The organism is Mycobacterium sp. E2462 (assembly GCF_001672685.1).
In the GTDB taxonomy this organism is placed as follows: domain Bacteria; phylum Actinomycetota; class Actinomycetes; order Mycobacteriales; family Mycobacteriaceae; genus Mycobacterium.
In genome coordinates, this window is the sequence record NZ_LZKC01000350.1 from 1 (window position 1) to 627 (window position 627).

The following is a 627-nucleotide window of genomic DNA, read 5'->3' on the forward strand; positions in this document are numbered from 1 at the left end:
TGGCGCGCGGATGTATCGCACCGGGGACCTGGTCCGGTGGAACGGCGCGGGGGAGCTAACGTACCTGGGCCGCGCGGACTTCCAAGTCAAGCTGCGCGGTCAACGCATCGAACTCGGCGAGGTCGAGAACGCGTTGCTGGCGTGTGCGGAGGTGACGGTGGCCGCTGCCGCGGTCTATCGGCACGGCGGCGCTGACCGACTCGTCGGCTACGTCGGTGGGCCCGTGCCTCCCGACGCCGATGCGGTGCGAGACGCGGTGGCTGCGCGCTTGCCCGACTACATGGTGCCCGCGCAGATCGTGGCGTTGGAGCGTTTCCCGATGACTTCGTCGGGCAAGATCGACCGAAAGGCGTTGCCCGCTCCCGAATTCACCGCCGCACACTACCGGCCGCCGCAGACCGACACCGAGAAGATCGTCGCCGAAGCATTCGCCGAAGTGTTACACCGAGACGCGGTCGGCCTCGACGACGACTTCTTCGCCCTCGGCGGTGACTCGTTGATCGCGACCCGGGTGAGCGCTCGGTTGCAGGCCGCGCTGGCCAGGGAAGTGCCGGTCCGCTACCTGTTCGAGGTCTCCACCGTGCGCGACCTCGCCGACCATCTGAACCGGCATCGTGGCGGTCCGGC

1 protein-coding gene is annotated in these 627 nt (G+C 68.7%); it reads left to right on the forward strand.

Going from position 1 to position 627, the window contains the following annotated elements; genetic code table 11:
• Positions 1-627 (forward strand): phosphopantetheine-binding protein (locus tag A5714_RS18400; protein WP_156747379.1); only part of this gene is annotated, 627 nt, incomplete at both ends.